The sequence below is a fragment of the Peristeroidobacter soli genome (genome assembly GCF_004138485.1).
GTDB classification, from domain to species: Bacteria; Pseudomonadota; Gammaproteobacteria; order Steroidobacterales; family Steroidobacteraceae; genus Steroidobacter; species Steroidobacter soli.
This window is the reverse complement of record NZ_RYEV01000003.1, coordinates 619,239-642,716: the sequence shown is the minus strand read 5'-3', so window position 1 is coordinate 642,716 and position 23,478 is coordinate 619,239. Positions and strand designations below refer to the sequence as shown.

At 62.9% G+C, this 23,478-nt stretch carries 21 protein-coding genes; 6 read left to right on the top strand and 15 right to left on the bottom strand.

Features of this window, described 5'->3' with window-relative positions; translation table 11 throughout:
* Position 1 precedes the first annotated feature (1 nt).
* The 5 genes from EKO19_RS11645 (at position 2) to EKO19_RS11625 (ending at position 6,456) form a co-directional block, all read left to right on the top strand.
* Complete coding sequence (locus tag EKO19_RS11645) at positions 2 to 1,159, top strand: fumarylacetoacetate hydrolase family protein (RefSeq protein WP_129776583.1); 1,158 nt, start codon at positions 2 to 4, stop codon at positions 1,157 to 1,159.
* Between the two features lie 19 nt (positions 1,160 to 1,178).
* A complete protein-coding gene (locus tag EKO19_RS11640; protein WP_129776582.1) occupies positions 1,179 to 1,943 on the top strand; it encodes an SDR family NAD(P)-dependent oxidoreductase in 765 nt (254 codons plus the stop codon).
* A 31-nt stretch (positions 1,944 to 1,974) separates the two neighbouring features.
* Entirely contained in the window at positions 1,975 to 2,844 is an 870-nt protein-coding gene (locus EKO19_RS11635) for an SMP-30/gluconolactonase/LRE family protein (protein WP_129776581.1), read from the top strand.
* Complete coding sequence (locus EKO19_RS11630) at positions 2,834 to 4,606, top strand: IlvD/Edd family dehydratase (RefSeq protein WP_129776580.1); 1,773 nt, start codon at positions 2,834 to 2,836, stop codon at positions 4,604 to 4,606. Before EKO19_RS11635 ends, EKO19_RS11630 begins: the two co-directional genes overlap by 11 nt.
* A 191-nt stretch (positions 4,607 to 4,797) precedes the next feature.
* Positions 4,798 to 6,456: an alkaline phosphatase family protein gene (locus tag EKO19_RS11625; RefSeq protein WP_129776579.1), complete on the top strand. Its 1,659-nt coding sequence runs from the start codon at positions 4,798 to 4,800 to the stop codon at positions 6,454 to 6,456.
* Here the strand turns inward: EKO19_RS11625 and EKO19_RS11620 are convergent, their stop codons facing one another.
* The 11 genes from EKO19_RS11620 to EKO19_RS11570 all read right to left on the bottom strand — a co-directional run bounded on the left by EKO19_RS11620 (position 6,457) and on the right by EKO19_RS11570 (position 18,836).
* Positions 6,457 to 7,743 carry a C13 family peptidase gene (locus tag EKO19_RS11620; RefSeq protein ID WP_157995227.1) on the bottom strand — a complete coding sequence of 429 codons (1,287 nt, stop codon included), beginning with the start codon at positions 7,741 to 7,743 and terminating at the stop codon, positions 6,457 to 6,459.
* 175 nt (positions 7,744 to 7,918) lie between these two features.
* Positions 7,919 to 9,298: a sugar porter family MFS transporter gene (locus EKO19_RS11615; RefSeq protein ID WP_129776577.1), complete on the bottom strand. Its 1,380-nt coding sequence runs from the start codon at positions 9,296 to 9,298 to the stop codon at positions 7,919 to 7,921.
* On the bottom strand, positions 9,295 to 10,473 hold the full coding sequence (locus EKO19_RS11610) for a hypothetical protein (RefSeq protein ID WP_129776576.1): 1,179 nt from the start codon (positions 10,471 to 10,473) through the stop codon (positions 9,295 to 9,297). Before EKO19_RS11610 ends, EKO19_RS11615 begins: the two co-directional genes overlap by 4 nt.
* 30 nt (positions 10,474 to 10,503) lie before the next feature.
* On the bottom strand, positions 10,504 to 11,175 hold the full coding sequence (locus EKO19_RS11605; protein WP_129777366.1) for a D-lyxose/D-mannose family sugar isomerase: 672 nt from the start codon (positions 11,173 to 11,175) through the stop codon (positions 10,504 to 10,506).
* A gap of 36 nt (positions 11,176 to 11,211) precedes the next feature.
* Entirely contained in the window at positions 11,212 to 13,176 is a 1,965-nt protein-coding gene (locus EKO19_RS11600; RefSeq protein WP_129776575.1) for a bifunctional aldolase/short-chain dehydrogenase, read from the bottom strand.
* The gene (locus tag EKO19_RS11595; protein WP_129776574.1) at positions 13,173 to 13,874 is read right to left on the bottom strand and encodes a ribulose-phosphate 3-epimerase; all 702 of its coding nucleotides are present in this window, start codon (positions 13,872 to 13,874) and stop codon (positions 13,173 to 13,175) included. The genes EKO19_RS11600 and EKO19_RS11595 overlap by 4 nt, the downstream gene beginning before the upstream one ends.
* Before the next feature lies 1 nt (position 13,875).
* The gene (gene lsrF, locus EKO19_RS11590; RefSeq protein ID WP_129776573.1) at positions 13,876 to 14,769 is read right to left on the bottom strand and encodes a 3-hydroxy-5-phosphonooxypentane-2,4-dione thiolase; all 894 of its coding nucleotides are present in this window, start codon (positions 14,767 to 14,769) and stop codon (positions 13,876 to 13,878) included.
* Complete coding sequence (locus EKO19_RS11585) at positions 14,762 to 16,774, bottom strand: alpha-ketoacid dehydrogenase subunit alpha/beta (protein ID WP_129776572.1); 2,013 nt, start codon at positions 16,772 to 16,774, stop codon at positions 14,762 to 14,764. The genes lsrF and EKO19_RS11585 overlap by 8 nt, the downstream gene beginning before the upstream one ends.
* Positions 16,774 to 17,004, bottom strand: coding sequence for a biotin/lipoyl-containing protein (locus EKO19_RS11580; protein WP_157995226.1), 231 nt, complete (start codon positions 17,002 to 17,004; stop codon positions 16,774 to 16,776). Before EKO19_RS11580 ends, EKO19_RS11585 begins: the two co-directional genes overlap by 1 nt.
* 14 nt (positions 17,005 to 17,018) lie before the next feature.
* Entirely contained in the window at positions 17,019 to 17,972 is a 954-nt protein-coding gene (locus EKO19_RS11575) for a carbohydrate kinase family protein (RefSeq protein WP_129776570.1), read from the bottom strand.
* 3 nt (positions 17,973 to 17,975) lie between these two features.
* Positions 17,976 to 18,836, bottom strand: coding sequence for a class II fructose-bisphosphate aldolase (locus EKO19_RS11570; protein ID WP_129776569.1), 861 nt, complete (start codon positions 18,834 to 18,836; stop codon positions 17,976 to 17,978).
* Positions 18,837 to 18,993: 157 nt separating this feature from the next.
* Between EKO19_RS11570 and EKO19_RS11565 the strand changes: the two genes are divergently transcribed.
* Positions 18,994 to 19,881 carry a MurR/RpiR family transcriptional regulator gene (locus tag EKO19_RS11565; RefSeq protein WP_175597034.1) on the top strand — a complete coding sequence of 296 codons (888 nt, stop codon included), beginning with the start codon at positions 18,994 to 18,996 and terminating at the stop codon, positions 19,879 to 19,881.
* Here the strand turns inward: EKO19_RS11565 and EKO19_RS11560 are convergent.
* From EKO19_RS11560 to EKO19_RS11545, 4 genes are read right to left on the bottom strand one after another with little or no spacing between them, the layout of a single operon-like run.
* Positions 19,862 to 20,962 (bottom strand): AAA family ATPase, encoded by a 1,101-nt coding sequence (locus EKO19_RS11560; RefSeq protein WP_129776567.1) that lies wholly within the window; start codon positions 20,960 to 20,962, stop codon positions 19,862 to 19,864. The genes EKO19_RS11565 and EKO19_RS11560 overlap by 20 nt on opposite strands.
* Positions 20,959 to 21,555 (bottom strand): nicotinamide riboside transporter PnuC, encoded by a 597-nt coding sequence (gene pnuC / locus EKO19_RS11555; protein ID WP_129776566.1) that lies wholly within the window; start codon positions 21,553 to 21,555, stop codon positions 20,959 to 20,961. The genes EKO19_RS11560 and pnuC overlap by 4 nt, the downstream gene beginning before the upstream one ends.
* A complete protein-coding gene (locus EKO19_RS11550; RefSeq protein ID WP_217705266.1) occupies positions 21,552 to 22,895 on the bottom strand; it encodes an AMP-binding protein in 1,344 nt (447 codons plus the stop codon). The genes pnuC and EKO19_RS11550 overlap by 4 nt, the downstream gene beginning before the upstream one ends.
* A complete protein-coding gene (locus tag EKO19_RS11545; RefSeq protein ID WP_129776565.1) occupies positions 22,892 to 23,476 on the bottom strand; it encodes a hypothetical protein in 585 nt (194 codons plus the stop codon). The genes EKO19_RS11550 and EKO19_RS11545 overlap by 4 nt, the downstream gene beginning before the upstream one ends.
* Between the last annotated feature and the right edge of the window lie 2 nt (positions 23,477 to 23,478).

Below are 23,478 nucleotides of genomic sequence, written 5' to 3'. Positions count from 1 at the left end.
CATGAGATTACTTGCCCATCTTCCGGCGGACTGGCGTGAGGCCACCTTGGTTGGCCGCATCGCCACCGCCGCCGGCCCGACGCCGGTCGTCGTGACTCGCGGTCGCGTTCGCGACGTGTCGCGAGTCGCGCCGACCGTTTCGGATCTGCTGAACAATTGGAACGATACGATTCCAGCCGGCGAGGATCTCGGTCCGCTCGATCAGCTGCCGCTGTCGGCTGCATTCAATGGCGGCGCGTCGTCGTCGACACGTTTGCTCGCGCCGGTCGACCTGCAATGTGTGAAAGCGTGCGGTGTGACGTTCGCTGTCTCCGCGGTGGAACGCGTGATCGAAGAACGCGCCCGCGGCGATTACGCCAAAGCTCAGTCCATTCGTGACGCGCTGGGTGAACGCGTCGGCGCCGACATTCGCTCGGTCAAACCCGGCTCAGCCACCGCGGTCCGCTTGAAAGAAGCGCTGATCGCCGACGGCCTGTGGTCGCAGTATCTCGAAGTGGCCATCGGCCCCGATGCCGAAGTGTTCACCAAGTCGCCGGTGCTGTCCTCCGTGGGTTGGGGCGACTGGATCGGCGTGCGCAAAGAATCGCAGTGGAACAATCCCGAGCCCGAGATCGTGCTCGCTTGTGACGCGAAAGGCCGCACACTCGGTGCATCCCTGGGCAACGATGTGAACTTGCGCGACATCGAAGGCCGTAGCGCGCTGCTGCTCGGCAAGGCCAAGGACAACAACGCATCCTGCGCCATCGGTCCCTTCATTCGCATGTTCGACGCGACGTTCGACATCGATGCCGTGCGCAAGACCGTGGTCTCTCTGACCGTGGCAGGCGATGACGGCTACAAGCTCGAAGGCCGCAGCTCCATGTCGCTCATCAGCCGCGATCCGCTCGAGCTGGTCGAGCAGACGCTCAGTCAGCATCAATATCCAGACGGCTTCGCGCTGTTCCTCGGCACCATGTTTGCTCCCACCGACGATCGCGATGTGGCCGGCCGCGGCTTCACGCACAAAGTCGGCGATCTCGTGCGCGTGTCCTCGCCGCATCTGGGCACGCTCGAGAACAAACTCACGACCTCGGACCAGGCGCCGCCGTGGTCCCACGGCATCGGTCATCTGATGCGCAATCTTGCCAGCCGGGGCTTGTTGGCCCAGCGCTCCACTTAAGCTCAGGCTCAACGAATTTATGTCTCACACCGTCTACCCGTCGCTTCGTAACAAACGTGTCGTCGTCACCGGCGGCGGCTCCGGCATCGGCGCGGCCATCGTCGAAGCGTTCGCCCGCCAGGGCGCGCGCGTGGCGTTCCTCGACATCGCCGACGACGACTCCAGACAACTGGAGCGTCAGCTGGCGTCCAGCCCGACGCCGCCCCGCTACTATCGCTGCGACCTCAAGGACATCGACACCATCAAGGAATTGTTTCCTCGGATTCGTGCCGACCTGGACGGCGGCATCGACATCCTGGTGAACAACGCGGCCAACGACGACCGTCACACGCTGCAGGAAATCACCGAGAAGTATTGGGACGACCGTATCGCTGTGAACCTGCGTCACCATCTGTTCTGCGCGCAGGCCGTGGTCGAGGACATGAAGGCCGCCGGCGGTGGCGCCATCGTCAATCTCGGCTCGGTGTCGTGGCATCTGGCACTGCCGGACCTGTCGATCTACCAGACCGCGAAGGCCGGCATCGAAGGCCTGACCCGTGCGCTGGCCCGGGACCTGGGAACGTTTGGCATCCGCGTGAATTGTGTAGTGCCGGGCGGCGTCCGCACCCCGCGCCAGATGAAGCTGTGGCATACGCCTGACGAAGAGCAGCGCATGCTCGGGCTCCAGTGCATCAAGGCGCGGGTCGAGCCGCACGACGTGGCCAACATGGTCGTGTTTCTTGCTTCGGACGACGCCCGCATGTGCACGGGCCACGAGTATTTCGTCGACGCCGGCTGGCGTTGATCAATTTGAGCTCTGACATCACGGACTGAGCATGACCAAGGTCGAGTGCGTCTGCGCCGTGGGCGCCCAGCTGGGTGAGGGACCATTATGGTCGGCGAGCAACCAGGCCGTCTGGTTCGTCGATATCAAAGGGCGCCAGATCCATCGTTTCGACACGCGGGGCAGCGCGCTCACTTCCTGGCCGGCGCCGGAGGAAGTGGGCTTCGTCGTCAAAGCCCCGGGCGAGCGCTTCGTCGCCGGCATGAAGAGCGGCCTGTATTCCTTCGACCCGGAGAGCGGCAAGTTCGCTCTGATCACTCGCGTGGACTCGGACAAACCGCGCAACCGCCTCAACGATGGCTATGTCGACGCTGCCGGCCGCCTGTGGTTCGGCAGCATGGACAACGACGAGTCTCGACCCACCGGCGCCTTGTATCGTTTCGACCATCACGGCCTGCGGCGCTGTGACGAAAATTACGTGATCACGAATGGCCCGACGGTCAGCCCCGACGGCGGCACGCTGTATCACGTCGACACGCTGGAGCGAGTCATCTACGCCTTCGACCGGAACGGCGGCGAGCTGAGCAATCGTCGCGTGTTCGCCCGCATCGACAAGCCCGGCGCCTATCCCGATGGCCCGGCCATCGATGCCGAAGGCTGCGTCTGGATCGCTCTGTTCGGCGGTTGGGGCGTGCAGCGCTTCTCACCGCGGGGCGAATTGCTACAAACTATCGCCCTGCCGGTCGCCAACTGCACGAAGGTCGCTTTCGGCGGCGACGACCTGCGCACCCTGTACATCACCACCGCGTGGAAAGGCCTGTCGAAAGAACAGATCGCCGCGCAACCGCTTGCTGGAGGCCTGTTCGCGACCCGCGTCGGCACAGCCGGCGTGGCTCCGAATGAGGTTCGCTATGACGGCTGAGCGCCGCTTTCGTTCCCAGGACTGGTTCGACGCCCGCGATCACATCGACATGATGGCGCTCTATCTGGAGCGCTTCATGAACTACGGGCTGACGCCCAAGGAGCTGATGAGCGGCAAGCCCATCATCGGCATCGCCCAGAGCGGCAGCGATCTCACTCCCTGCAATCGTATTCACGTCGATCTCGCGACGCGCGTGAAGGAAGGCATTCGCGATGCCGGCGGCATTCCCATGGAATTCCCGACCCATCCGATCTTCGAGAATTGCCGTCGCCCGACGGCGGCGCTCGATCGCAATCTTGCCTACCTCGGCCTCGTCGAAATCCTGCATGGCTACCCGATCGACGCCGTGGTGCTCACGACTGGCTGTGACAAGACGACGCCCGCCGCGGTGATGGCCGCTTCGACCGTCGATATTCCAGCGATCGTGCTCTCCGGCGGCCCGATGCTCGATGGCTGGTTCGAAGATGAACTGGTCGGCTCGGGCACGGTGATCTGGAAGAGTCGCCGTCGCCTCGCCGCCGGTCAGATTACCGAACAGGAATTTCTGGATGCCGCCGCCGCGTCCGCCCCCTCGCCCGGCCACTGCAACAGCATGGGCACGGCTTCGACGATGAACGCCGTCGCCGAAACGCTCGGGCTTTCGTTGCCCGGCTGTTCCGCCATTCCCGCACCCTATCGTGAGCGTGGGCAGATGGCGTATGAGACAGGTCGCCGCGCCGTGGAAATGGCGTTCGAAGATCTGCGTCCGTCGAAGATTCTCACGCGCGAGTCGTTCCTCAACGCAATCACTGCGATCGCGGCGCTCGGCGGCTCGACCAACGCGCAACCGCATCTGACTGCGATGGCTCGTCACGCCGGTCTCGAGTTGCATGCTCAGGACTGGACCAGGTACGGACATGACATCCCGCTGCTGCTCAACATGCAGCCCGCGGGTAAGTACCTGGGCGAGCGCTTTCATCGCGCCGGTGGCGTGCCCGCCGTTCTGCACGAGCTGATCGAAGCGGGCAAGCTGCATGCGGACGCGATGACTGTTACCGGTCGCACGCTGAGAGAGAACATCAAAGGCCGCGCGAGCAAAGACCGCGAAATGATCGCGACCTACGACAAGCCGCTGCGCGAGCGCGCGGGCTTTGTCGTGTTGAGCGGCAACCTGTTCGACTTCGCGATTCTCAAGGCGAGCGTGATCACTGAGGATTTCCGCCGTCGCTATCTGGGCGAGGCCGGACACGACAACGTGTTCGAAGGTCGCGCTGTCGTATTCGATGGTTCGGACGACTATAGAGCGCGCATCAACGATCCGGCGCTGAACATCGATGAGCGCTGCGTGCTGGTGATTCGCGGCGCCGGCCCGCTGGGCTGGCCCGGCTCCGCCGAAGTCGTGAACATGCAGCCGCCGGATGCTCTGTTGAAGCGAGGCATCGCCAGCTTGCCGACCATCGGCGATGGCCGTCAGTCCGGCACCTCGGACAGTCCCTCGATTCTGAATGCTTCGCCCGAGAGCGCGGCCGGCGGCGGTCTCGCGTGGCTGCGAACCGGCGACATCATTCGCATCGACTTGAACCAGGCTCGTTGCGACATGCTGGTCTCCGACGAAGAGATCGAACGCCGCAAGCAGGACGGCATTCCGGCGGTGCCCGACAGCGCGACGCCGTGGCAGGAACTGTATCGCTCCACCGTCAGTCAGCTCGACCAGGGCGGCGTGATGGAAATGGCGCTGAAATATCGGCAGGTCGCGAAGAAGACGCCTCGGCACAATCACTGATCGCCTCTGTAACACTGGCGACACAACACGGATCAGAGTCATGAGCTGGAGGCGGGCGCCAGCTCGCTGCGCTCGTTCATGTCGGAGGCTTAACCTGACGTGACTCGCCGGCCGCCGTAAACTACCTGGGCTGACCGGCCGCTGGAATCCGGTCCTGGCTGTCAAGAACCCGCCAAGAGGCCGCTGCCCCCATGAGTTCATTGTCTCGCCCGGCAATCGTGCGTTGCCTGTCCGCCTGCCTGTTCGTCGGCTCGCTCGCAGCTGGACCGTTGCATGCAGCCGAAGCGCCGCATCCCAAGCTGGTCGTGACCATCGCGGTCGACCAGCTCTCCTCGGACGTGTTCACCGAATACCGGCCCTTGTATCAAGGCGGCTTGAAGCGACTCGCTAGCGGCGTCGTGTTTCCGCGCGGACACCAGAGCCACGCGTCGACTGAAACCTGTCCCGGTCACTCCACCATCCTGACCGGCGCGCGCCCGGCCCGAACCGGCATCATCGCGAACGATTGGCAGGACCCGACGCTGCCGCGCACGGAGCGAGGCAAGGAAACATTCACGCTCTACTGCGTGGAGAAACCGGGCCCGGCCGGCAGCTCAGCGGACGAGAAGGTCATTTCTGCCGACCCATTGCTCGTGCCAACGCTGGGTGATCGCATGAAAGCACGCGATCCGGCCACCAAGGTCGTCACTGTTGCCGGCAAGGATCGCTCGGCGGTGATGCTCGGCGGTCACAACGCGGATCTCGCATTGTGGTGGACGCCAGCGGGCTTCACGACCTACGTCGGCAAGGAATCGAACATCCCGAAGGAGATCGCCGATAAGGTCAATGCGAACGTGCGCAAGTCTTACGGCCAGCCCACCGTGACCAAGCTGCCAGCTGCCTGCGCCTCCCGATCGCGCCCGGTCAAAGTCACCGACGCCATCTCTATCGGCACGCTGCAGAACCTTCCCGCCAACTCCAAACGGTGGCGCGCGACGCCGGCGCTGGACTCGTTCACCGTCGACGCCGCGCTGGCCGCGGTGAAGAGTTTCAATCTGGGCAAGAACTCCACCGATCTGCTCGCCGTGAGTTTTTCCGGCACCGATTACGCGGGCCATTACTACGGCACCGAAGGTGCGGAGATGTGCACTCAGCAACTGGCCCTCGACCAATCGCTCGGGCGGCTGCTGGACGGCTTGGATAAGACCGGCATTCCGTACGTCGTAGCGATGACCGCCGATCACGGCGGCATCGATACCACTGAAAGAAACAAACAGCGCGGCGTCACCGAGGCGGCGCGCCTCGAATCGAGCCTGCTGCCCGTCAACGTCGCCGCGGCGCTGGAAAAGGATCAGCCGGGCCTGCCGAAACCCATCGTGCTCGGCGCCAGGGAATTCGGTAACGATGTTTACTTGAATGCCGCCATTCCGGCGGACCGCCGCGAAGGCGTGCTGCGTGCCGCCTATCTGTACTATCGGAATCATCCGCAAGTGGCGGCGGTATTCACCAAGCACGACCTCATCGAAGCCGAGCAGCCGTCCGGGCCGGTCGACGAGTGGACGCTGCTCCAGCGCGCCAAGGCCAGCTTCAATGCACAGCGCTCGGGCGATCTGATCGTGCTGCTCAAGCCTTACATCTCGCTGTATCAGGCGCCCAGGAATGTGGACAGCGACTACACCGCCTCGCACGGTTCGGCATGGGGCTACGACCGGCGCGTGCCGCTCGTGTTCTGGTGGAAAGGCGTCGCTGGTTTCGAGCAGCCCGTCGCCGTGGAAACGGTGGATCTCGCGCCGACGCTGGCGAAGATCATCGGGCTCGAGGTTCCCGCGGGGGAATTCGACGGGCGCGCACTGCCGATCGTGCTGCCCTGATCAGGTGCCTTCTTCAGTCATCACGGCCAGCTGCTTCAGCATCTGCTCGCCGAAGTAAGCCTGAGGCAGGGACGCCTCGACTCCTTCCTCTTTTTCCCGTTCCGCGATCAATGTCTTGGTCTTGTCGAAGGCATCGCGCAATGAGCTCGCACCCGGCAAGGCCTCCCGATAGAACGCCTCCCCGAAATAGGTGAGATCGCGATCGTCCGCGCAGCCAAAAGAAGATCTGTCGGCGGCGGCCGCGGTGAGCAGGATCGTATGCTCATCCTTGAGCGGCTCGATGAATGCTCCGGCGTGACACGCCGAGATCACGATCACTTTCCATTTGATGCCGGAGTCTCGCAAGGCTTCGGCCAGCAGCTCTCCGGACAGCTGCCGCAACGGCAGCGAACCGTTGGTCACTGACAGCAGCGGCTCATCCGATCCATGTGAGGACAGCGCGAGGAACAGGATGTCGCGATCCAGTTCCATCCTGGATGCCACACCTTTCAGCGCGTAGCTCAGTGCCGTGGCGCTCGCGAGCGGCTGCTCGTCCAACGAGCGGCGATCGTTGATGAGCAGCAACGTGCGCTGGCCCGTGTGATAGCGTTCCGCGAATCGATCGGCGGCGAATTTGATTTCCTCGGCGAAAACCTTCTGATCGCCAAACCCCGCAAAGCCGACGAAGAACCCGACTGGCGCCTCGCCCGCCGGCCGCACCAGTTGAGCCACCGACTCGTCGATGCGCGCGGCTTGCTCGAAGAGAACCGGCTCGTCGGCGTTCCAGTCGCTCGCGGGCTCCTCTTCAACATCTTCGCCCGAACTCCATAACGTCGGGTCGACATACAAAACATTGCCCAGCCACACGGCCAGCACGGCGACCGCGATACCTCCGGCTGTCCCGATGAGGTGCAGGCTGCCCGTGATGGAACGCAATCCTCTGAGACAGTAGATGGCCGCATAGAGCGCGACTGCTCCCAACGCCGCGTCGGTCCAGCGTGCCGGCACCCAGCGGTCGATAACGAATTGCGCGACCACCAGCACCGGCGCGAGCAACGCCACCAACGAGCACGCTTGCGCAAAGGAAATGACCGGACGCGAGATGAGCTTCAACGCCACCGCGGCCAGCAACGCCGCGAGCACATACCAAGTAACGTATGGCAAGGCGTAGGGAAAGAACTGCGCCTCCGGCAGGGCATTGAACCAGCCGAGCCCGACCCACAACGCCAGCGCCAGCAGCGTCGGCACGGCGATCGAAGAAGCGCTGCCGGTGAGAACCGCGCTGTCGATCGATCGGAATGTAAGCAAATGTAACGATGCGCGGAGTTGCGAGGGCCGCGGCGTTGCTATTACCCGGGGCGCGGCTTCGGTCGGCGGAGATTCGGAGTCAGGGAACATGCGTGCTGCCGGGATCGCTGGACGGCGCAGCATATCAGCCCGTGACCGGGGCAGGTTCGCCCCAGTCACATTTAATCCGCTGGCGCTATTGAGCTTCGCGCGCCACTACGACGGGGGTGTCCGAGCCCTCGGTGGTACCCAGTCGCCGCTGAATGTCCTCGAGCCTGACGCCGCTGGTCTCGGGAAAGAACATCAGCACCACCAGGAACTGCAGAATCACCATGACCAGGAACATGAAGAACGGACCCGACTGCGACTGAGTGGCGATCACCGGGAAAGCCGCGGACACGATGGCGTTCATCACCCAGTGGGTCGAGCTGCCCAGACTCTGGCCCTGAGCGCGCACCCGATCGGGAAAGATCTCGCTCAAGTACACCCAGATCACCGCACCCTGCGAGAACGAGAAGAACGCGACGTAGCCGACCAGGAACATCAGCAACGTGCTTTGATACTGCTGGATGTGGAAGATCGTCGCGATCGCGGCCAGACAAATGGCCAGGCCCACGGAGCCAACCAGCAACAGCGTACGCCGGCCGAACTTATCGATGAGGCTGAGCGCGATCAGGGTGGAGATCAGCATGGTCGCGCCGACCGCAACCGCCTGCGCGTTCTGTGAGGTGCGATCGAAGCCCGCCATCGCAAAGATGTCGTTCAAGTAATAGAGCACGGCGTTGATGCCGATCAGCTGATTGAACATCGCCAGCACCAGCGCCAGCAGGATGGGGCGACGATAGCGCCATTGAAACAGTCGATCGGAACTCGGCCCGGCATCCCCTTCGAGTGACGCGCGAATACTGGCCAGCTCGCCGAGTGGCTTCTCGGAGCCCAGCTTGCGAAGCACCTGCTCCGCCTCCTCCAGGCGAGCTTGCGCGACCAGCCAGCGCGGGCTCTGCGGAATGCCGACCAGCATCACCAGAAACAACGCCGCCGGCGCCGCCGCGATTCCCAACTGCCAGCGCCACTCGACCAGCTCGCCCAATGCAAACATCCCGATCACATAGTTGGACAGGTACGCCAGCAGAATGCCGCCGATGATATTGATCTGAAACGCACCGACCAGTCGCCCTCGCCACGCGGCCGGCGCGATCTCGGCGATGTACACCGGCGCGATCACGGACGATCCGCCCATGCCGAGGCCGCCGACGAAACGGAAGATCAGCAGCCATGTCCAGGACGACGAGAAGGCGCAGCCCAGTGCGGAAATGAGATAACAGGACGCGAGAATCAACAGACTCGTGCGACCACCGAGCACCCGCCCCATCGAGCCCGCCGCCATCGCACCGAGCACCGTGCCCCAGAGCGCCGCGGATACAGTGAAACCGAGCTCGCTCGGTGACAGATTGAACATCTGAGTCAGTCCGTGCGTCGATCCGGCGATGACGGCCGTATCGAAACCGAGCAAGGAGCCGCCGAGGGCGGCCACGAAGACGGTCCGGACCAAAGTGCCGTTGAGCGTATGTGTCATTGTATTTCCAGCCCCGGTAACGTTCCCGTGCGCAGAAAGTCGAGATGGCATTGAACCGCCACCGCCGCCCCCGATTCCGCGCGTAGCACGATACTGTTATCTCTCCAGTGACCCTCGATATCGGCGACGCAATCGAAATCCGCCGGGATGCGCGCGACGCCCTGGAGATAGAAGATCGACAGCCGGCCCTGTGCGTCCGGCCGCAGGCACGTCGGTATGCCTCGCGCGCTCAACGGATTCTCTCGCGCGGAAGCCGCGAGACCGGCGTGAAAGTACGCCGTGATGTCTTCGATCCCCATGACGTTGACGTGCCGGCCGTTCCAAGGCGGAAAATGCCGCCCGCCATTGGAGAACCACAGCAACGTCGACGCCAGCTGCTTCGGATCGCGCATCGCGAACCAGACATAGCGCTGCTCGGGGAAGGTCACGGCCGACCACGCGAATTCCTGAGTCGGATCGGCACATAGAATGGCGAGGTCTTCGAAGCCACGCCGCGCGGGATATCGGCACAGGTCGGTGCTCGACCCATCGATGCATGGCGCCGCGTGCAGATCGGCAATCTCAGCGTCGGTCTTCAGCCACGAGTAGCCGCGATCTTCCGGCCGAGCCGTCGGTTCGACGTACGTTCGAGCGTGGACCAGTGAACTGAACGACAGCCGCGCGCCGCCCTTGGTCGTTGGAAACGCCAATGTCGCGTGATGCCCGGGATTGATCGGCCCGCTCAACCCCGCAAGATCGTGGCGTTGATAGATGATGGATTGATTGGCGAGCAGCGCGGTCGTCGCGTGGCACGTGCCCCCTTGCAGAGGCATGTCGACACCGAGACGCAGCCAGCAACCCTCGCTCGTCTCGCCGTTCCGGATCTCACGCCACTCGAGATTCGCCGTCTCCCCATGCGGCGGCAGACGCCGACCTCGATACGGCTCGCCATTTTCACCGAAAGCCGAACAGAACCAGTCGCCGCGCAGGGCGCGCAGCATGGGAGGAACATCGTCCGGCAATGTTTCTTCCGCCCAGGGCGCGACGGCGTAGGGCCGGATGGGCTCATCTTCCCTGGGAAAGAAAATCACCGGCCCCAGCATGCCGCCGGTCCGCGTCAACGCCAGCTCGACGTGCCGCGTGCCCAGCAGGAAAGACTCCTGCCCCTGAATCTTGACGGTGGCTTCGAAGGTCATGGGGACCTCGAACGTGAGGGCCTGTGAACCCTAGTACTCAGTGCACAGCTTGTGCGTCACCGGCACGTCTTCTTCGATCTGTGGAAAGCGCCCGATCTTGGCGTAGAAGGCATTGTCCATATCGTCATCATTGACCGACGACACCTCGCCGACAATGGACGTACCGGTGCCTTCTTCGGCCCAGAATTCGTGATACAGATACGGCGTCAAGGTAATGGAGTCGCCCGGCTTCAAGCGGAAGGTGTGGCCGGCCTTGACCCGGTGCCGCACGCCATCCAGGGACACCTCGACATCCGAGTCCGCCAGCTTGCCGTCCGGGCCGCGATTGAACAGACGGATCAGCAGATTGCCGCCCGACTTGCAGATGATGTCCTCGGACTTGAGAACGTGATGGTGCATCGGCGTGTGCTGATTCTCGCGAATCACCAGCAGCTTTTCGGCATACGGCTTCTTGTTATAAGGCACGCGCCGATGATGGCCGTTGCGCACGGTGAAAACGACCAGGCCGACCTTGTCGAAATCCCCCGAGCCGAAATCGGTGATATCCCAGCCGAGTTTGCACTGGCGGATCTCATCGCACTCCTCGCCCTTGGCGGCCCAATCGGCCGGGCTCCAGTAGGCGAACGGCGGCAGGCGAATCTGATGTTCGTGCAACAGCGTAATCGCGCCCTCGATGAGCGCGTTGATCTCGGACCGTTTCATCATTCCCCCTCGGCCTCACCGGCCGGCGCTTCGTCGTCAGATGACGCGCTCGTTACCACCGTCCACCGGAATCTGCGCGCCCGTGGTTCTGGAGAACCGGGGTCCGCACAGCTCGGCGGCCAGCTCTGCTACGTCCTTACTCGTCACCTCGACCTTGAGGATATTGTTGGTTTTATATTCCTGAACACTCAACTTATAGGACGCTGCGCGAGCCGCGAGCACTTCCGGCGTCCAGATCGCCGTATCAAACACCGCGTTCGGATGAACACAGTTCACGCGAATGCCATCACTGCCCCACTCCAGCGCCGCGACTCTCGCCAACTGCTGCATGGCTGACTTCGAAGCCGAATAAGCAGCGGCGCCGGGGCCGGGGGCGGCGACATTCTTGGAGCCGACGATCACCACCCGGCCGCCGCGCGGCGCGAGCTTGAGCAGGGGATGACACTCCCGCATCAGGACCAGGTTCGCATCCAGATTAATACTCATGGTCCGGCGCCAGACATCCGTAGCCATCGCGGCGATCGGCGAGCTCTTGGGGAAGATGCCGGCATTGAGCACCAGCATGTCGACCGAACCAAACACGCGCACTGCCTGATCCAGCGCGGCGCCAATCTGTTCCTCACTGGTGAGATCGCATTCGATCCCCAGGAAGCTCTTGCGGTCGTACAGCTGTTTGACCGCGGGCGAAACATCCAGGGCAACGACGGCCGCGCCTCGCGCCAGCAACGAATCGACGCAAGCTTTGCCGATACCCGACGCCGCGCCGGTGACCAGCGCGACTTCACCTAGAAATGTCGCCTCGGGATTCGGCTTGGCCAGCTTGGTGCGCTCCAGATCCCAGAATTCGACATCGAAAAAATCGCGAGCCGGCAGCGCCTTCCAGCCGCCCAGCTTTTCGGCGCTCATGATGATGTCGATTGTGTGCCGATAGATGTCTTCGGCAATGCTCGCATCCTCGGCGCTCCGCCCCAGCACTGCCATGCCCAGATCGGGATCGAGAATCACGCGCGGCGCCGGATCGACCACCGCAAGCGCGCGCCCAGCCACGTGAGCACGCACATACTCTTGATACGCAGCCGCGTAGGCCGCGACATCGCGACCAATCATCGGCACGCGCTTCGTGCGAATCACATGATCCGGCGTGACGCCCCCTCGTTGCGACAACTCGACAACATCGGGATGCTGGGCGAAGCCCAAGGCCTGCGAGTCGGTGCGAACCGTCATCACCATGGGCGTACCGGCCGCGCAGCTGACTTCCCGGCGCAGCGAAGCGATCTCCACGCGCGACACAGGCTTCGGCGTTCGAGTAATCCACTCGGCCCGACCGGCATCGTGGGTCTCGAGATAGCGCTCCGCCTGCGACACCAGATCGATCATGCGCTCATAGGACAGTTTCGCGGTTTCACCGAAGGTGAAGATCCCGTGATGCATGAGTACAACGCCGATGGTGTCGCGCGTCGCTTCTTTGGAAAGAATCTCGCGACACAGACGCACCAGCTTGAAGCCCGGCATCGCATAGGGGATGACCACGACCTGCGAGCCATAGATCTCCTGCAATCGCTCGAAGCCATTGCGCGAGTTCATGACAGCTATCAGCGCGTCGGAGTGCGTGTGATCGACGAACTTCTGAGGCAGCAGGGCGTGTAACAGGGTTTCGACTGAGGGTGCCGGTGCCGAGGCACGAGTCAGTGACAACTTCAGCTCACTCTCCATGTGCTCGTCGGAAAGCTCGCCGAGACTCACCAGCCGTAGCAACCGGCGCAGGCGGCAGGGTGAGAATCCAGCGGCATCGATCGTCGCAAGATCTGCGCCGCGACCTTTGACGTAGAGCACGTCCTCCGACTCGCCAAAGACGTTCGACTCGACCAGTTTGACCGAGGTATTACCACCGCCGTGGAGCACCAGCGACGGATCGCGACCGAGCAGACGCGAGGTATAAACGCGCTGGCCCAGCAGCCCTTGAAAGCGGGCCGCGTCCGGTTCGTTCCAGAGACTCTTCATCGCAGCGCGCCCATCATGTACTTGGCATTTTCCAACGGCGCTTTGCCGTCGAAGACCGCGCTGCCGGTGACGATGATGTCCGCGCCCATGCGGGCAATATTTACGATGTTGTCGCGAGTCACGCCGCCATCCACACAAATCAAAGCCGTATCGCCCAGACTTTCCCGCAGCCGTTTGACGCGATCGCAGGTCGATGCGATGAACTTCTGCCCGCCCCACCCGGGATTCACCGCCAGCACCAGCACCATTTCGAATTCGCCCGCCAGCGGCTCGAGCACTTCCAGCGGGGTGCCGGGATTCAAAGCGATGCCCCGCACGATGCCCCGATTTGGATCGTTGGCATTGGTCATCTTGCCCAGCGCCTGGAGCACGCGATGGATGTGACGAGTGGATTCCGCGTGCACAGTGACGATGTCCGCGCCGGCGGCGACGAACGAATCCAGCTTGCTGAGCGGGTCCTCGATCATCAGATGCACGTCCTTGAGCAGATTCGTCTTGATGCCGGCGACGACCGGCGCACCCAAGGTCAACTGAGGACAGAAGACGCCATCCATCACGTCGAAATGCAACAGATCGACGCCCGCGCATTCCAGATATTTCAGCTGCGAACCCAGCGTCAGCCAATCGGCGGTGAGCACCCCCACGCTGATCTGAGGCGCGGAGGCGCGCAATCGATCAACGAGAGGGGAGCGCGCCATCTCAACGTCCCTTCGACTCTTCGCTTCTCAAGCTCAGGAACAGCTCATGCGCTTCCTTGGGCTTGAGGCCGTTGTGCACGACTTTGTGAATCGCCTGCATCATGGCGCGCGGCGCGTCGCTCTGGAAAATGTTTCGACCCATGTCGACACCGGCGGCGCCGCGCTGGATGGCGTTGTATGCCATCGTCAACGCCTCGAGTTCCGGCAGCTTCTTGCCACCGGCCATGACGATGGGCACCGGGCACGATGCCGTGACGGTTTCGAAGCCTTCGGCGCAGTAGTAAGTCTTGACGATCTGCGCGCCGAGCTCGGCACAGATGCGGCAAGCCAGGCGCAGATACTGAGCATCACGCGTCAGCTCCTTGCCCACCGCCGTGACCGCCATCGTCGGGATGCTATAGCGCAGGCCCATGTCGACCAGTCGCGTCATGTTGTGCACCGAGTGCGTCTCGAACTGACCGCCGATGAACACCTGCGTGGTCAGCGCCGACACATTCATGCGAATGGCGTCTTCGATATCGACCGCCAGCTCTTCGTTCGACAGTTCCTTGAGAATGCTGGGACCGCCGCTACAACGCATGACGATGGGCTTGTTGATGGCCGGCGGCACCGTGGATCGCAGAATGCCGCGCGTGAGCATCAACGCATCGGCCATGGGCATGAGCGGGACGATGTTCAGATCGACGCGCTCCAGACCGGTCGTCGGTCCCTGGAAATAGCCATGATCGATGGCGAGCATCACCGTGCGCGCCGTCTCGGGGTTGAAGATGCGCGCCAGGCGATTCTTCATTCCCCAATCCAGCGAGCCCGCGCCGCGCAGGAAGAACCCGGGCGTGCGCATCGGCACGTCTTCATGAAAGTTCTTCGCTTCTTTCAGACCGTCTGTATCAGCCATGACTCTCCTCCAAAATCTGGCGCACGCCCGCGGAGATCCGATTCGCATCGGGTCGATACGCGTTCTCGAGCACGGGCGTGAAAGGAACAGGGACATCTGGCGAGGCGACGCGAGTCACGCGCACCGACGGCCAGCGTTCGGCGATGCCGGCGGCGATCTCGGCACCGACACCGCCCGTGATCGGACCTTCCTCCACGATCACGGCGCGACCGGTCTTGCGCACGGACGCGCCAATCGTGTCCCAATCGATGGGATTCAGACTGCGCACGTCGATGACTTCCGCATCGAGCTCGTCGGCCGTCTGCATCGCGTAATGGACCATCAAGAGCCAGGCGAGCACGGTGACGTTCTTGCCTTCGCGTCGAACCGCGGCCTTGCCGAGCGGCACGATGTAATCTTCCGCCGGAACGTCACTCGACGCGTCCACGGCGCCACCCTCTGCACGCGCGCCCTTCGAGCCGTACAACAACTTGTGCTCGAACATCAGCACCGGATTGCCATCGCGGAGCGCGGCCTTGAGCAAACCCTTGGCGTCGTACGCATTCGATGGCGCAACGACTTTCAAGCCTGGAACACCGGTGAAGTAACGTTCCATGTTTTGAGCGTGCTGCGAGCCGCGACCGGTCGCGCCGACCGGTGCGCGCATCACCAGCGGAACGCTGATGGTGCCGCCCGACATGTAACGAAGCTTGGCCGCGTTATTGATGATCTGATCGCTGGCCAGGAACAGGAAATCGCCATACTGCACGTCGGCGATGGGGCGCATGCCCATCATCGCCGCCCCGGTGGCCAGGCCGAAGAAGCCGAGTTCCGCGATCGGCGTATTGATCATCCGCTCGGAATACTTCTTCTCCAGGCCCAGCGTCACCGTGAACGCCCCGCCCCAACCTCCCGGCACCCCAATATCTTCACCGATGCAGAACACGCGTGGATCCGCCGCCATTTCTTCGGCGATCCCTTCGCGCAACGCCTCGGCGATGCCGAGACGCCGCGTTGACCCGGCTGCACTCACGACGGGGTTCTGTACATTGAGAGCAGGGGATCGCGGCGGCGCCTCGACAAAAACGTACTCGGCCAGCCCGCTCACGCTCGGGTGAGGCGCGACCTTGGCTCGCTCCACACAGTCGGCGAGCATCTTTTGAATGCGCGTGTTGATGAGCTCATGCTCTTCCGCGGTGATATGAGCCTGCTCACGGAATCGCTCGATGGGATCGCGCTGGGCCCACGCCTCGCGCTCATCTTTAGGTTGGTAATGACACGGGTCGCGACGCGAGTGGCCGGTGCGACGATAGGTCAGCAGTTCGAGCAACACCGGGCCTTTGCCAGCACGGCAATCGGCGACCGCTCTTTGCGAGGCTTCATAGACTGCGAGCACATCGTTGCCGTCGACCGTCTCACCACGGAATCCGTAGGACTTCGCGCGCTCCGAGATGCGCGAGTTCTTCATCACCAGATCGACATGCGTCGACGCGCCGTAAAGATTGTTTTCACAGACCAGGATGAGCGGCAGATCCCAGATGGCCGCCATGTTGACGCCTTCATGGAAGGCGCCCTCGGCAATGGCGCCGTCACCAAAGAAGGACGCCACTACGTGTGGCTTGTTTTCCATCTTGAATGACAGCGCCATGCCGGCAGCCAGCGGGATGCCTCCTGCGACGATGGCGATTCCCGGGACCATCCCCTTGCTCATGTTGCCCATGTGCATCGAGCCGCCGCGACCCTTGCAGCAGCCGGTCTCGGCACCGAACAACTCGTCCATCATTTCCTGCGGGGTCAGCCCTTTCGCCAGCGCATGGCCGTGTCCCCGAAACGTCGACGTAATCCAGTCATCGGCACCGAGCGCCGCGCACACGCCGACAGCGGTCGCCTCCTGCCCCTGACATTGATGAATGGTCCCGGGCATGGTGCCTTCGAGGAACAGGAACTTGACCGTATCCTCGAACTCACGGATCAACAGCATCCGTTCATACAGCCCCAGCAGGAACTTGCGGTCGTGGCCTGACATCAGCTCACCTTGATGGTCGCGATGACGGTGCCGACGGGAACCTTCTCCCCCGACTGCACATGAATGGTCTGGAGCGTGCCGTTGGCGATGCACTCCACTTCCTGGACCGCTTTATCGGTCTCGATCTCGAGCAGCGCCTGACCGCGCTTCACGGCGTCGCCGACATTGGCGAGCCAACGGGTGATGCCGAGCTCCACGCCTTCATTGGTGGCGAGATCCGGCATCTTCATATTCACTTCCATACTCAACGAACCTCGGAGACAGTCAGCGGATGGTCGATTGCAAAGGCTTCGGCTTCCGCGGCGGAGAAAACGGAATCGGTCGTGCCCGCGGCTCGGGTAGCCGACGCGCCGACGGCGCTCGCGTAACGAAGGGTCTGTGGCAAGTTCCAGTTCTGCAGCAGGCTGCGAATGACGCCCGACGTAAATGCATCACCGGAGCCGGATGGATCGACCACGTTCATGCTGTAAGCACCGCAGGTCCAGATCTTGCCGCCTCGTGCGGCGACCGAGCCGAGCCCGCCACGAGTCACGATCACAGTGTTGGCACCGGCCTCGGTGAGCGCACGCACTTGATCGAACGGATCGGAGAGCCCCGTGAAGGCACGGGCTTCGTCGTCGTTCGGCAGGAACACGTCGATGAGGGGCAACAACGACTTCAGCGCCGTGACGCCGCCCTGCCCCTCGGGCACCACCACATCGACCACCGTCTTGACGTTGGCTTCGCGACAGAACGCCAGCAGCGCTGCGAGCTTGGCGAACTCGATGCCGGGCAGAGCAAACAAACCACCGAGATAAAAGACTTTCAGCGACGACAGCCACTGATGGGAGATCTGATCGATACTGAACGCGCGGTTGGCGCCGATCACGTGCAGGTAGCGCCGGTCCTGCCCTTCGATCAATAAAATGATGGTGCGGCTGGTCGGATACTGCTCGACCCGCAGGACTCGCGAAGCACCGACATCGTGTTTTGCGAATGTTTTCAGCAGCGCATCGGCGGAACCGTCGCGCCCGACACAGCCGGCGAGATCGACGGCAATGCCCTGCTTGGCAAGGTCGATGGCCACATTGGCGGCACAACCGCCGGCACGCACCGGCATGTCGTCGAGCGCCACCAACGACCCGGCCGGCGGCAGCGCCGCCAGCGGACCGCAGAAAGTGTCTTCGACCAGGAGTCCTGCACAGCCCACGTCAGGCATAGATCACGCCCTGCCGCAGCACCCGAGAAGTTCGATACGTTCCAGCACCGCCTCTTTCACCACCTGACGGCCGACCACCATCAGATCGGTGTCGCTGCCGTCGCCGAGCAGGGCATGCGGATTCGGCTCGGCCGTGGCCAGCGCCTGGCGGATCACCCGAAGATACTTCTGCTTCATGTAGGTGCCATAGTTGATCTTCCTGACACCCAGATGGATCGCGGCCTTGATCGAGTCGTCCTCGATGCCGGTGCCGCCGTGTAACACCAGCGGCACATCGAGCTTGCGCCCCACCGCTTCCAGACGGCTCAGGTCGAGCGGCGCCCGGCCCTGCAATTTGATTTCTTCGTTGCCGACACTGACCGCCAGCAGATCGACGCCGGTCTCGGCCACGAACTTCGCGGCGCCGTCGGCATAGTCGGCGGTCTCCAGATCGTCGCCTTCGAAATCGGCCTCCACCGCCACCTGGCGGCTGTGGGCCAGCGCGGTCAGCCGCTTCACCCGGCGGGTGTAGTCCTCCAGCGGCGCCTGCGGGTCCGCGGGCATGACCAGATTGAAACCGGCGCCGATGGCCTGCTCGACCCAGGCGTCGTTCGGACATTCATTGAAAATGAAACCCACCGGCACGCCGGCCTGCTCGGCCGCCGCCTTGCCCAGGGCGGCATACAGACGCAGTTCCTGGGACGAGGCGTTCTGGCGCTCGGCCAGCCATTCGCCGTTGAAACCGATGATGATGGGCGAGCGGGTGGCCTCGGCCGCATCGATGACGCCCTGGACCGACTCGAGGCTCCAACTCTCGAAATACCCCAGAGCGTAGTCGTGGTGGCGGGCGTGTTGCATCAGGCGAGTGATCGATTCGAGCGACATGAAATGAACCCGTGATTCGAGAAAAGAGCGGAAACCCCTGGGAAACAGCCTGTGAACTACGACTGAACTATGTTCACAAATGTTGTAGTGTTAATGAACTTGGTTCAAAACTACGCGGCCGCTGGTGCGCTGTCAAGGCTGCTCATAGAATGTGCGTGTGCGACGCAAGAACTCATCAATAAAGGCATCGACTGACACGCTGGCGGACAGCCGGCGGCCGTTGCTGACCTATATCAAAGGGATCCTCGCGTCCCTCAATCCGACAGACCGGTTGATCGCGGACTGTGTGCTCGCCGACCCGGAACGGGTCATCACCTCCTCGATCGCGCAGTTGAAAGACGACTGTGGCGCCAGTGTCGGCGCCATCGTGGCGTTCTGTCGTCGCGTCGGTCTGACCGGCTTTGCCGAGTTCAAGATCGCGCTGGCCCGGGACCTGGCGCAGTCGGGGCTACCGGCCGGCCACACTCAGGAAAGCGGCACGCTGCTGGAGAAAGTGTTCGGAGTTCACGCGCAAAGCCTGACCGAGACGCTGCAGATCAATCCGCCGGCCCAGTTCGAGAAGATTGCGCAGGTCATCGACAAGAGCCGTCGCGTGGAGCTGTTCTCCATCGGCCTGTCCTATCCCGTCGCGCATACGGCGTACTGCAAATTCCTGCTGCTCGGCCTGCAGGCATCGGCCCACTTCGATTCACATATCCAGCTGATCGCCGCCACTCAGCTCGAGAAAGGCGACGTGGCGATCGGCATTTCGTTGTCGGGCACGACTCGCGAAACCGTGGAATGCCTGGAGGTCGCCAAGGCCAAGGGCGCGACCACCATCGGCCTGACCAACGCCATGAAGTCGCCGATCACCACCCACAGCGATTATTGTTTGTACGCGACGCCGAGCGAGATCAAATATTTCCAGGCGCCGCTGGCCTCGCGCGTCACGCAACTGGCGTTGATCGATGCCTTGTTCGTTTTCCTGGCCCTGAAGCACAAGAGCCGGACGGCGGCCAAGCTGCAGGCCTCCGGCGAGGAACTGATCAAGCGCCGGATCGAGTAACCAGCGCTCTGTCCACCTGCTCGATCCGCGCCTCGACACTGCCGCGTACCTCGATATAAGGCACGCCGCGTCGCTGCAGCTCTTGCAAATACCACTGGTGTTGCTTCAGACGGAACTCAGGCTCGCGCCGCGTGCCGTCCTGGACGAAATCGAAGTCCGGCGCGCACAGAATGGTCAGCGCGTATTCGCGATCGGCGAGGCGCTCCAGCTCGGACGCGGCCCTGCCGAACTGCTCCAGACAATAGAACAGCGTCGTCAGCGGCGAGGTGTCACAGAACAAGTAGCGATTCGACTGCCCGGCAAGACGCTCTTCTCGCGCCACTTGAGTTCGGCCGATCAGCAGCAAGTCGTCGAACTCCAGGGTGCCGCCGCGCTCCACCCATAATTCCCTGCCGAACTCCGGCGCATGACATGTGCCAAACGCGCGAGCCAAAGCTTCCGTCAGCGTGCTCTTGCCGCTTGATTCACCGCCGAGGCACACGATGCGATCGACGAAAGACGCGTAGACGGAAGGGTGCAGCCACTGACGTTCGGCGTGGACGTTGGCGCGGATGCTTGTGCCGGAGGTTGGAACGGTAGTTCGGGCCGCGTCCACGAGCACGTGCTGAACGGGCCTCGCCGATGAATCGACGCGACGAAAATACCGGTCGAGATATGCGGCGAAACCTTCCCCATAGCTCTCGCTCGTAAACACCGCGTCGACCAGGCCTCGCGACCATGGAATCGATCGCGCGCAAGCATCGCGTCGAAGTCGGCGACCTACGACGCGCTCGATCAACTCCGCTGTGAACGCGCGATGCACGTCGTCGGGCGCGCTGTTCGGCGGAATCTGCCGCTGCTGATCGCCGAACCATATCGCCAGTCGCTCATTCGTCACGACCAGCCGCGTCGTTTGCGGATATAGCGCCGCGAGCCAGCCCTCGCGTCGCGCCGGCTCGCAGCCAGGCATCTCTGGATTCGAATACGACAGCAGAACGACGTGACGACACTGGCTCAATGCCGTGTCGATCACATGCTGATGCCCTCGGTGGAGCGGCGCGAACTTCCCCACCACCAGACCCCATTCAAATCGAGCACTCACTGAGCACCGGCGGAAACCTGCGACACCTGCAGACTCCGCTCCCGACACAACAACGCATACCAGCGTGGCATCGCCACGCATGCATTGACCCAATAGGCGGCGTAGAACGCGGCGGTCAGCTGCAAATCACGACTCAGATAAAGGGGCACCGCGATGGTGTTCACGACCAGCCAACACCACCAGGTCTCGACACGCCGACGCATCAACAAAAGCTGCGCCAGAATGCTGAACGTCAGCACCAGCGAGTCGACGAACGGCGCATACGCATCCGTAAACCTCAGCAGCAGCGCCCCGTAGCCGATCGCACCAACAATTGCCGCCGCCGCCCACATGACGATCTCGCGCGCCGAGCTTCTCTGGATTGGCGCCGGCGCGCCTTCGCAACCTCGCTGCCAATGCCACCAGCCGTAGATGCTGGTGACGATGAAGAACCCCTGCAGCGTCAGATCCGCGTACAACTGCGTCTGCAGAAACACCCAACCGAACAGCAAGCAGCCGACGATGCCGGTCCACCACGTGTGCCCACTGTTCCGGGTCGCGAGCAGGATGGAAACCAGATACGCCAGATTGGCGGCGATCTCCCACGCTCTCACGCCTGCGCTCCGGGCAACGCAGACGTGTATTGAATGATCTTGCGATCGAAGCTGTCGACCTGACTGACTTGCAACGAAGTTTCCTCACCAAACAGCGCTCGCAGCGCCCGCTCCACATCGCCCGGCGCGACCGACGCCGCAACGTAGTCGACGCGGATATGCGCCGACGCATCCTGATGCACGCTGAACTGCACGATGGGCATCGGGCGTAACGCATGCGTGATCTCGATGTTGTTGAGCCACCGGCCATCGTGACGCCGGTACTTCACGGGCGGCCGGCCTTCGAGCCCGATCAGCACGAGATCGTCGCCGCGACGTTCCAGCGACGCGTGATCTCCGGTGCGATAACGAACCAGCGGCAGGCAGAAGTTGAAGCCGCCGGTGAGCGTCACTTCGCCGCGCTGGCCCGGAGCGACAGGCCGATCGGCATCATCCAGAATCTCCACATACATGCGCTGTTGAAGCAGCACATGACCGCCCGCTGTCTCATCGAGCACCGCAATCGGCCCCGCTTCGTTCATGGAGTAGAGGTCGAGCACGGGACAGCCGAAACGTTCCTCGAGCCGCTCGCGAAGCGCCGGCATGAGCGTCATCGACGTGGATAGCAACGCGGCGGGTCGGAGCTTGGGATCGATGTCGAGCAGCGTCGCGAACGAAATGGGATCGCCCGCGAGCACCTCCGGATTCATCGCCTCCAGATACTTCGCCCGGTCGTCGAGCGAGCGCCAGTCGTTAGGATGCAGATTGATCTTCGCCAGACCCGAATCATCCATGGTCGGCGTGATGGAGACATACGTGAAGCAGATGGACTGCACGCCCAGCAGGATGACGCCAACCTGGCCGCGCCCGTGCCTGAGCGTCACACCGAACCGGCGCAGCGCCCGTTTGTGATAACCGAGGTACTGAGCCGCGACCAGCGGATGCGATGCCATCAGCAACGGATGGCCGCTGGTGCCGCTGGTTCGAAAGTTGATGAGCCGGTCGATATCGATGTCGTCCGGCACCAGATACGGCATGTCACGCGCGAGATCTTCGCGTGTCATCGTTGGCAGCTCGGTGAAGCTGCGAGGCATGGCGCCGTAACGACGATAGAAAGGCGACGCGCTGAAACATCGCTCGACGAACGACTTCACCCAGGCGGGCGGCACATTGGGCTGCCAATCGATCGTGGCGCGAACTGCTTCGTCTTCCAACGCTCGCGCTCGATCAACCTCGCCGGGCAACAGACGGTGCCCGCTTTGATTCCGATAGATCGGTGCGCTCGGATGCTCTCTGAGCTGCGCCAGCATGCGCTGGCCGTGCTCCGAGATATTGGGATGGCGACTCTCTTCGTCGCTCACTCGCGCGTCCACTTGTTCGCGGACTCTTCAGCCGCCTTCTTCGCCAGTTGCTCGCGGATAGCACGCGCCCGCGCCTCGGCCTCCTGCGACGCCGCCAGCAATCGCGCCCGCTCCAGCGAGCTGATGCTCGTGAATCGGTCTTGCGCTTGCGCCATCGTCTCGCCGGCAGGCCGCAGCCCGAGCTTGGACAAAGTCAGTCGCGCCAACTCCTCACGACGCTCCAGGTCCTCGAACAGCTGCCGAGCGTTCGTGTATCCGGCAAGGCGCGTGGCATCGTCCTTCAACAAAGTCAGTATGTCGACCAGGCGCTCACGCTCTATCGTCAGCGCTGGATCGGCCAGCAACCACGCGATGAGCAACGTGATCGACAGGCGATTCCGGTCGGCCTTCACGTCCCGCCCCGCCAGCGCGCTCAAGCTGGCAAGCTCGACGACGTGTCCCTTGGACGCAAGCAGGTCCCGCACGACGGCGACCGTATGTACCTCGCCCTTGTTGCCGATGCGCGGCTCGGCCATGAAGTCCGGCGGGGTCGCCGTGATCCGATGCAGGAGCTGCTGAAGCGGGGGTCCTTCTTTTTGCATGG